Source organism: Candidatus Eisenbacteria bacterium (assembly GCA_013140805.1).
In the GTDB taxonomy this organism is placed as follows: domain Bacteria; phylum Eisenbacteria; class RBG-16-71-46; order RBG-16-71-46; family RBG-16-71-46; genus JABFRW01.
On record JABFRW010000021.1, the window covers coordinates 1 to 9902 of the forward strand.

Annotated in this window: 7 protein-coding genes; 6 read left to right on the plus strand and 1 reads right to left on the minus strand. The window is 68.4% G+C overall.

Translation table 11 applies throughout. From position 1 onward, the window contains the following. The coding region (locus tag HOP12_02000; protein ID NOT32923.1) for an AsmA family protein at nt 1-2495 on the minus strand (2495 nt) is incomplete at its 3' end. Nucleotides 2496-2605: 110 nt separating this feature from the next. On the opposite strand from HOP12_02000, the gene HOP12_02005 reads away from it, so the two are divergent. From HOP12_02005 to HOP12_02030, 6 genes are all read left to right on the plus strand, one after another. Continuing rightward, a complete protein-coding gene (locus HOP12_02005; protein NOT32924.1) occupies nt 2606-3259 on the plus strand; it encodes a bifunctional 4-hydroxy-2-oxoglutarate aldolase/2-dehydro-3-deoxy-phosphogluconate aldolase in 654 nt (217 codons plus the stop codon). Continuing rightward, on the plus strand, nt 3256-4509 hold the full coding sequence (locus tag HOP12_02010) for a hypothetical protein (GenBank protein NOT32925.1): 1254 nt from the start codon (nt 3256-3258) through the stop codon (nt 4507-4509). The genes HOP12_02005 and HOP12_02010 overlap by 4 nt, the downstream gene beginning before the upstream one ends. 341 nt (nt 4510-4850) lie before the next feature. Further along, nucleotides 4851-6347, plus strand: coding sequence for an OmpA family protein (locus HOP12_02015; protein NOT32926.1), 1497 nt, complete (start codon nt 4851-4853; stop codon nt 6345-6347). A gap of 218 nt (nt 6348-6565) precedes the next feature. Further along, nucleotides 6566-8098, plus strand: a complete 1533-nt coding sequence (locus HOP12_02020) for an OmpA family protein (GenBank protein ID NOT32927.1) — start codon at nt 6566-6568, stop codon at nt 8096-8098. 211 nt (nt 8099-8309) lie between these two features. Next, a complete protein-coding gene (locus HOP12_02025; protein ID NOT32928.1) occupies nt 8310-9488 on the plus strand; it encodes an amidohydrolase in 1179 nt (392 codons plus the stop codon). Further along, on the plus strand, nt 9485-9902 hold a 418-nt coding region (locus HOP12_02030), incomplete at its 3' end, for a hypothetical protein (GenBank protein ID NOT32929.1). The genes HOP12_02025 and HOP12_02030, both read left to right, overlap by 4 nt.

Genomic DNA, 9902 nt, shown 5'->3' on the forward strand with positions numbered 1-9902 from the left:
GACAGTCTGCGCGCACGCGCGGCAACCGCGCGCAGACTGTCTTCCGCGGCTCTCCGCCGCCGCTCGGCCTCGTCTCGCAACTCCTGCTGGACCTTTTCGCTCTGCTGCGTGAGTGCTTCGGAGATCCTGCCCTTCACGCGCGCGCCGGTCGCTGCCAGGTCGAGCGAGACCCGAGGTGCCCTGGCGGTGCCGGTCACGCGCAGATCCGCGAGCAGGTTGCCCTGCGCGTCCGTCAGCGCGCCCACGCCCAGCAACGAAGACGCTTCCGGAGCGGGCACCAGGTCGCGCGGGAACGAGGCGCTCACCACGTAGTCGAGCGAGCCGTCGAATCCGACGCCGCCGCTCACGATCCAGATGCCGAACGGGGTGCGCATGTTCGCCTTGTCGGTGACGACGCGGCCATTCGCGATATGGAACGGCAGTCGCAGGTCTCGCACCCGGGTGAGCCGGCCGGGGTCGAGCTTCAGTTGCTTCGCGATCGCCTCGATCGCGGGCGCGGGTCCGAAGGTACCGTCGAGAAATGCCGCGAGACCGGCCGCCGAAAGGGTGCGCGCAATGGCTTCAGGCGTCGCCCCGGCGCCCGACAGATCGAGCGTGGTTCCGAGCCGACCCTTGAAGAGCCCGCGCAGCGGCGTCCAGGCCGACAGGATCGCGTCGGCCTCGACGCTGTCGATGTGAGCGTTGACCGCAAACCGGGGCGACTCGGGCTGGGTGAGATCGAATCGTGCGTTGCCGGTGACATGCCCATCGTAGCCGTCGAGCGCGAAGCGCGGGATCGCGATCACGCCGGGCTCGAGTGTCACCGCGGCCCGCACGTCTCGCACGTCGAGTTTCTGATTCATGAGCCGCGCGATGCGCACCTCGCCACCGCCGGTCGCGTTCGGCACCAGCGGGGCGCCCTTCGAAGTCGGCAACAGCTCCGCCAGGTCGAGATGGGGCGACACGAGCGAGAACGTCACACCGGACGGTGCCGCCGAGCCCGGCTTTGCGAGCAGCGCGAGCGGCCGCGTGACATCGGCGTCCAGCATGAACGACGACTTGCCGCCCTTGCCGGTCAGCCCGCTCACCTTGGCGCGCTGGGGGCTGAACGCGATCGTGCCGTTGATCGCCTCGATACGATTCGGCAGATCGGGCGCGGCCACGCTGACGTTCGAGAGCTTTGCGTTGCCCTCGAGCGCGATCGAGCCCGGGTCGTTCGCGCGACCGCGGCCCCTCACGTCGAGCGCCACGCGCCCGCCGAGCTGGGTCTCCCTCGGCGCGATCATCGGCGTGACCGCGGCCAGATCGACATCGCCCTGCACCGCGAATACCACGTTCGGATCCGCGAAGTGAGTGACCGCGAGCCGGGCGCGCAGCGGCGTGGCACCGCCGGAACCGACCACGTTCGCGCGCAGGTCACCGATCCCGAGCGAATCGGGCGCGAAGCGGGTCGTGAACGAGAGCGACTCCACCCGCGCGGGGGCGTTCGGATACCGGAAGCGACCCTCCTTGACCGTCAGCACGCCGATGATCCGGGGACTGTGCCCGGGCCCCATCGCCCCACGGATGCCGAGATCGAAGTCGAGTACTCCGGCCGCCTCGATGCCGTGCAGCGCAGCGGCATCCGCGGCGCTCAGGAAGCCCATGATCTGTGCGAGATCCACGCCGCTTGCCTTCGCCTTCAAGTCGACGCGCGACTCAGGCCCGGGCTGATCGACGAGGCCCGACACTCCGATCGAGGTGCCGCCGAACGCAAGCGCGAGCTGCTCGAGTGCGAGGCGATTCTGCTTCGCGTCGTACTTGCCGCGGTGATCGATCTTCCACTCGAGTTTGCCGAGCGAGGCGTCGAGATCCGAGAGCTTCGCGGCCGTGATGGGGCCGAATGCGAGGCCCGAGATCGTGGTGCGCCCCGAGGTGGCGAAGCGCGAGCCCTGGGCCTCGGTCGAGATCGCCGAGCGAGTCGCGATTCCGAACATCACGCGACGCCGCGCGCGCACCGCGTCGGTCAGCACCTGCCCGTCGTGAATCTCGAGTTCGCGCACCTCGATGTCCATGGGCTTGGAGTCGGGCCCGGCCGCCGGTTGCTCCTTCGTGAGTCGGTCGAAGTTCGTCGAACCGTCTTCGTTCAGCACCAGGTGGACGCGCGGGCCGTCGAGCACCACGCGCCGGACCACGATCTTGCGGCTCAGCAACGCGAACACATCGAGGTCGAGGTGCAGCGCCCTGAGCGTCAGTGCGGAACCCGCGCGAAAGCCGCCGGGTTCGGCGAGCGCCGGCTCGATCACGGTGAGACGCACGGGTGGCCACAGCCCGACGCGCGCGTCACGATAGGTCGCCGGCCGCGCCAGCACTCCTTCGAGCTGCTGCTGGACCATCGAACGCACCTTCGCAGGCGGAAACAGCATCGCGACGGTCGCCCACGCGATCAGCGCCAGCAGCACGGGAATCGCGAGCACCATCAGCAGCACGCGCGACACGCGGCCGCGTGATTCGGACGACTGCACGGGTCGGATCATGGGCGGCAGTCTGCCATAACTCGCGCGCCCGACCTCGTCGCCCCGCGGCCATCGGCTTCGAGCTCATCACGCTTGCCCGCGCCGGCGCGTGCCGCCTACCCTCGCCGGCCATGCTCACTTCCGCCGCAGTGTTCGCGAAGCTCGAGGAACACAAACTCCTCGCCGTGATCCGAGCCCCTTCGGCGGCGGCCGCACTCGGCGCCGCGCAAGCGGTGATCGAGGGTGGCTTGCCGATCGTCGAGATCACCTATTCGGTCCCCGGGGCACCGAGCGTGATGGCCGAACTCTCGGGCCGCGAAGACTTGATCGTCGGCGCCGGCACGGTGCTCACGGTCACTCAGGCCGAAGACGCGATCGCCGCCGGGGCAAGCTTCATCGTGGCGCCGAACCTGTCGCTCGAGGTCGCGCGCGTGGCGCTCGAGGCCGGAGTGCTCTATTGCCCGGGGGCCTACACCACTTCCGAGATCATCGCCGCGCGCGACGCCGGCGCGCACCTGATCAAGGTGTATCCGGTCGGCATCGCCGGTGGGCCCGACTACATCAAGGTGATTCGCGACCCACTGCCCGACATTCCGATGCTCGCTGCCGGCGGCACGAATCTCGACAACGTGCCGCGCTTCCTCGCCGTCGGGTGCGTGGCGTGCGGTCTGGGTGCGGCGCTCGCGGATCCGGCGCTCGCGGGAGCCGGCGAGTTCGACGAGATCACGCGCCGCGCGAGCGCATTCGTCGCGCGCGTCCGCGCCGCCGCGCTCGCTGCGGGATGAGCGCCTCACGCCTGGCCTTCGCAATCGCGGCGTGCGTGGCGCTCGCCGGCGTGCCCGGAGCGGGACGCGCCAGCACCGAAGAGTTTGCGAGCTTCTCCGCGACCGCTCAGGAGGAGGACGACGAGAGTCTTCTCGATCACGCACTCACGGCACCGCCCTCGTTCTGGCGCGACGAATGGGAGCGCGGACCGCGGGCGTTTCGCACCTCTCAAGGGTGCCTCACCTCGGGACAGTGGATCCTCGTGACGCAGCTCAAGCTCGAAGCGCCGCTCGGAGATCGGGCGCGATTCGGTCTCGAGTACCTGGATGACGCGAGTGACCGCGGCCAGTGGGAACACTTCGACTTGTGGTTTCGATTCCCGACCCGGGTCGGAAGGCTCTCGGCGATGTTCCGGCCGTTCTTCGACAAGAGCCGCCAGGACTTCGCGGTGCAGTGGGAAACCGGCGCGGACACGGCGGGGCTGCACCTCCAGCTCACGTTCGGGGTCGAGGACATGTTCAACAACCTGTGGGCGTTTCGACAGACGCGAGTCGGCAACCTGTCGGAGCCGTACGAGACGCATCCGTACGAGCCGGCGGCACGCGTGGAGTGGCGTGGCGAGCACAGCCGGTTCGAGCTCGGCGGGCGCTGGCTCACCGTGGGCGAGAAGCAGCTGATCGCGGACCCGGCCGTGCCGACGTTTCGACTCGGCACGCTGTGGGGCGCGGACGCGTGGGGATACGCGGAGACGCGGGCACTCGCGACCGACGCGTGGGTGACGGCGCGCAGCAAGCAGGTCTTTAGCCGCTTCGACCACTCGAAGCGACCGGACTCGACCGGCAATGACTGGCGGCGCCAGTGGTCGCTCGAACTGGGTGCGCGCCGCGCGCTCGGGGCTCGCTGGACTCTCGAGGCTCGCGGCATCTACCAGTCGCGTGAACAGGAAACTTCGACGCCGCTGGTCCCCGGCCGGTTCGAAGGCCTGGATCGGCTGCTTCAGCTCGAACTCGGTTGGCGACCCGTCGCCAACTTCGGCACCCGATTCGGCGGTCTGCACGATCGCATCGGTGTCACGCAGAGCTATCCGGACCCTTTGAACCAGTACGGGTCGTACGGTACGCGCACCGAAAACCGGCTCTACGTGGGTGTCTGGATTCGACTGGGGCGCGTGCTGCTGTCGGGGGTCGAGGGCATCGAGCTGGACGACGAGCCCTACGACGTGTCGCTGATTCACGACAAGGGTTTCGTGAGCCTTCAGACCACGTTCTGAGCACTGGCGCAGGCATCGCTCCGGGGCCATAGTCCCGGGTGACTTCCCCGCCGAGCCGCGCCGACCGGGATGCTCGAGCTACGCGATGGCGAACTCCGCGCGCAGTTCGTTCCCACGCTCGAAGCGACGCGAGACGGCGGCGTGCGAGTCCACGTGTTGAGCGTCAACTTCTAGCGATTTCGCGCCTTGCCGTGGGGCCGAACTCCCGGCTAAAGTCCGCGCTCGTTTCGCCGGGCACTCGCTTCACCCCGAATCTTCCGGGCCGCGGCCGCAGGGCTGCGACTGCCCGTTGCCTGCCGTCCGGGCGCCGTGCGCGGCGCTGGACCATTCTAGGAGGCCTCGTGCGCAAGCAGCTGCTCGCCGCCCTCGTCGTCGTCGCCGCACTCGGCGCCTCGACGCACGCCACGGCGGAACCTCTCGGTCGCCACTTCGAGCTGACCCCGTTCGGCGGCTGGACCTTCTTCGACGGCAAGATCAGCTCCGTCACGGGCAATCCGCTCACCGACGATCTCTACTTCGGCGGGCGGCTCGGCTACCAGTTCCACCGTCTGCTCGGCATCGAGGCGGCGGCAGGGTTCACGCCCACCGCCGAGGACTTCGTGGGCGGCGCCGACGTCGACTACTTCCACGCCTCGGGCAACCTCGTGCTCACGCCCTGGTCGAATCGCTACGGCGGACCCTTCCTGTTCGCGGGCGCCGGATCGGCGCAGACCAAGGTCACCGGACAGGACACCGAGAGCAACATGGGGATCGAGTACGGCGGCGGCCTGCGCTTCTGGATGAGCGACGCGATCGGAGTGCGATTCGAGGCTCGGAACATCTCGTCCGAAGTCGACGCGATCGGTGGCGCCAAGGAGACGCTCGACAACCTGGTGGTGGGTGGTGGCCTGACGTTCGCGCTCGGCGGCACTCCGCGTGATACCGATGGTGACGGTGTTCCCGACAAGCGAGACGCGTGTCCCGATTCGCCGCGCGGCTCCAAGGTCGATGCGAGAGGTTGCCCGACCGACAGCGACGCAGACGGCGTGTTCGACGGCCTCGATCAGTGCGAAGGCACTCCGAAGGGCGCAACGGTGGATGCGAACGGTTGCCCGAGCGACGCAGACGGCGACGGCGTGTTCGACGGGCTCGATACCTGCGCCGAGACGCCCAAGGGCGCCACCGTCGACGCCAAGGGCTGTCCGAGCGATGCCGATTCCGACAAGGTGTTCGACGGCCTCGACCAGTGCCCCAACACGCCGACCGGAGCGACGGTCGACGACAAGGGCTGCCCGAGCGACTCGGACGGCGACGGCGTGTTCGACGGCCTCGATCAGTGCGAGGCGACCCCTGCCGGCCTGCGAGTCGACGACAAGGGCTGCCCGATCGAGCTGGTGGAGCGCGAAACCGAGCTGCTCGATACCGGCACGATCCGGCTGCAGAACGTGAACTTCGAGACCGCCAAGAGCGACATCCTGGCGGAGAGCTTCCCGACCCTCGATGCGGTGGCGGCACTGATGGTCAAGTGGCCGCAGCTGAAGATCGAGATCGGCGGTCACACCGACGGACGCGGCTCGGCAACGGCGAACCAGCAGCTGTCGCTGTCGCGGGCCAAGGCGGTGGAGACCTACCTGCTGGGCAAGCAGCCGACGCTCAAGGACGAGCAGTTCACGGTCAAGGGCTACGGCGAGTCGAAGCCGCTGGCACCGAACGATGGCGAAGTGAACTGGGCCAAGAACCGGCGGGTCGAGTTCGTGGTGCTGAACAAGGACGTGCTGAAGAAGGAAGTGGAGCGGCGCCGGTTGCTGGAGAAGCCGGCCACGCCAGCCGCTCCCGCCGACAGCACTCAGAAGAACTAGCGCCCGCGAGCAGGTTGGCGCGCTTCAAGCGCCATGCGAACGGCCACCCCGGGCGGGGTGGCCGTTTCGCTGCGAGCACGGCTCGCTTCGCACTCCGCGCCGGTCGTTCGCCTTGCCGCGTCCGACCTCCGTGGTATCGTGCCAACGGCTCACCGACAGGAATCGCAACCGCGCCCAGGCACCCGCTCGGATCACCTGGAAACCCAAGGAGGGAACGCATGCGCGCTCGTGTGGCTTCGGCCATCGCTGCCATTTTGATTTCGCTCGCCCCGCTCGCTGCGAGCGCCGCGGACACCGCCGAGATGAACAGTCACTGGACCTTCGCTCCGTTCGTCGGCTACCACGTCTTCGACGAACAGTGGGGAACCGGTGTCCACAGGTACCCGGACCTGCAGCCCAAGGAAGGCATTCACCTCGGCGCGCGACTCGGCTACGTGTGGGCGGGTGGGCTCGGACTCGAGCTGGCGGGCGGCTACACGCCGACCACCCTCGACAGCCTCGACACCGAACTCGGCGACATGACCTGGATGTACGGCTCCGCCAACCTGATCTACAGCCCGGCGATGGGCCGCTTCGGCTCGCCGTTTCTGAGCGCTGGATTTGGCGGCGGCACGCTGAGCTATGACGGGCTGCCGGCCGACGGGCGCATCAACTTCGTCTCGGTCGGTGGGGACTCGTCCGACGACAGCTTCAACATGGGCGTGCTCGACATGGCCGCCGGCTGGACGCTGCCGCTCGGCGAAAAGCTCGGGCTGCGGCTCGAGGCGCGCAATCTTCTGTGGATTCCTAACGAGAACTTCGACAACGCGAACGTCGCGCAGCAGATCTACGGCGCGGCGCTCACGTGGGGCATGGGCGGCAGCAAGCCCAAGGACGATGACGGCGACGGCGTTTCGAACAAACGCGACAAGTGCCCGGCCACTCCGGCGGGCGCGACCGTCAATGCCGACGGATGCCCGACCGACGCCGACGGCGATGGTGTGTTCGACGGACTCGATCAGTGCGCGAACACCCCGAAGGGCGCACGCGTCAACGCGAGCGGCTGCCCCACCGACGCAGACGGCGACAAGGTGTGGGACGGCCTCGACAAGTGCGAAGGCACGCCGGCCGGCGCGACGGTGAATGCCGACGGATGCCCGACCGACGCGGATGGCGACGGCGTGTTCGACGGGCTCGATCAGTGCCCGAACTCGCCGACCGGTTCGACGGTCGACGCCAAGGGTTGCCCGATGGACAGCGACGGCGATGGTGTCTCGGATGGACTCGACAAGTGCCCGGGTACCGCGTCAGGACTCAAGGTCGACGCCGAGGGCTGCCCGATCGAGGTCTCCGAGCGCGAGACCGAGCTGCTCGACACCGGCATGATCCGTCTGCAGGACATCAACTTCGAGACCGGAAAGAGCGATCTGCTGCCGGAGAGTTACGGGACGCTCGACATCGTGGGCCAGCTGCTGACCAAGTGGCCGGAGCTCAAGATCGAGATCGGTGGACACACCGATTCACGCGGCTCGAACGCGGCCAACCAGCAGCTCAGCGAATCGCGCGCCAACTCGGTCAAGGAGTACCTGCTCGGCAAGTTCACGGGCCTCAATGCGAGCCAGTACTCGACCAAAGGCTACGGCGAACTCAAGCCGGTCGCCCCGAACACGTCGGCGATCAACATGTCGAAGAACCGCCGCGTCGAGTTCGTGGTGCTGAACAAGGACGTGCTCAAGAAGGAGCAGGAACGGCGCAAGCTGCTTCAGAAGTAGACATCGCCGTCGCGGGGGCTAAGACCCCCGCATCGCCGCGACCGCTACGTCGATCGCGGCGCAATGCACGGGCCGGGGGCGAGAGCCTCCGGCCCGTCGTGTTGCACGCGGGGGCCGTCGACGCACCGCGTTGCCGCCTGCGTCGCCCACCCCTACACTCGCGCGGCTCCCGCGCCATGGACCCCAGCCTTGTGAGGAACGCATGTCCCCGATGACGGCAGCACGCGAACAGTTCACCGGCACCGACCTCGATGAAATGATCGCGGTGCGCCGCGATCTGCACGCGCATCCGGAGACTGCGTTCGAAGAAGTCCGCACCTCGGGGATCGTCGCCGAACGCCTGCGATCCCTCGGACTCGAGGCCCGCACCGGGATCGGACGCACCGGAGTGATGGCGACCGTGAAGGGTGGGCGCCCCGGCAAGACGGTGCTGCTGCGCGCCGACATGGATGCGCTGCCGATTCACGAAGAGAATGCGGTTCCGTACCGTTCGCAGGTCCACGGCAAGATGCATGCGTGCGGCCACGACTGCCATACCTCGATCCTGCTCGCGATCTCGAAGAAGCTGGTCGCCGACCAGGCCTCCCTCTCCGGCACGGTGAGCCTGTGCTTCCAGCCCGCCGAGGAACAGGGCGGCGGCGCCGACGCGATGATCGCGGACGGTGCGATCGAGCAACCGCGCCCCGACGCCGCGTTCGGGCTTCACGTCTGGCAGGATCTCGACCTCGGCAAGATCGGCGTCACGACCGGCGCGTTCATGGCGGCGGTCGACGAGTTCACGGTCACCGTGAAAGGCGTCGGTGGCCACGCCGCGATGCCGCACGCCTCGGTCGATCCGGTGTTGTGCCTGGCGCACATCGTGACCGCGCTGCAGAGCATCGCGAGCCGCAGCGTGGATCCGCTGCTCGAGGTCGTGGTGAGCGTGACGCAGTTTCACGCCGGCGCCGCGTTCAATGTGATTCCCGAGACCGCGATGATCAACGGCACGGTTCGCACCTTCGACGAGGGCGTGTGGGCGCTGGTGCCCGGTCGCTTCGAGGCGATCGTGCAGGGAGTGGCGAGCGCCTTCGGCTGCACCGCCGAGACGCGCTTCGAGCGCTTTCACAAGGTGACGCGCAACGATCCCGCCATGGCGACGATCGCGCGCGAGGTCGCGATCGAGATGGTCGGCGCCGAAAACGTGGTCACCGACCTGCGCACCATGGGGGGCGAGGATTTTTCGGCGTTTCTGCAGCGAGTACCGGGCTGCTTCATCGCGGTCGGTTCGCGCAACGAGAGGCGCGGGCTCGTCTACGGTCATCACCACCCACGATTCGACGTCGACGAGGCGTCGATGAAGTTCGGCGCCGAGATCCTGCTGCGCACGGCCCAGCGATTCCTCGCTTCGTGAGCGCCCGCGTCCGCATTGCGGCGATCGCGTTGCTCGCAGTCACCATGGCCGCTCCCGCGCGCGCTCAGGCTCCTGACGCCGACTGGCGCCTGCGATTGCTCGAGTACCGCGCGGCGGTTCGTGACACCGTCGGGCACAGCGACGACGCCGTGAGACTTGCGGCCCTCGGCGAGCACCTGATGCAGTTCGCGCGCACCGAAGAGGCCGAATCGATCTGGCGACGCGTCGAGGCGTTGCGCCCCGGCGACATCACCGCGAGCGGCAATCTCGGACGCCTGGCGCTCGTGACCGGAAGGCTCGAAGAGGCGGATCGCTGGCTCTCGGTCGCAGCCGCGGGCGCCCCCGACGGCGCCTACGCGCGCGACCGCTTCCTGGTCGCGCTGCGGCGCGGCGACTATCGCGCCGCGGCCACAC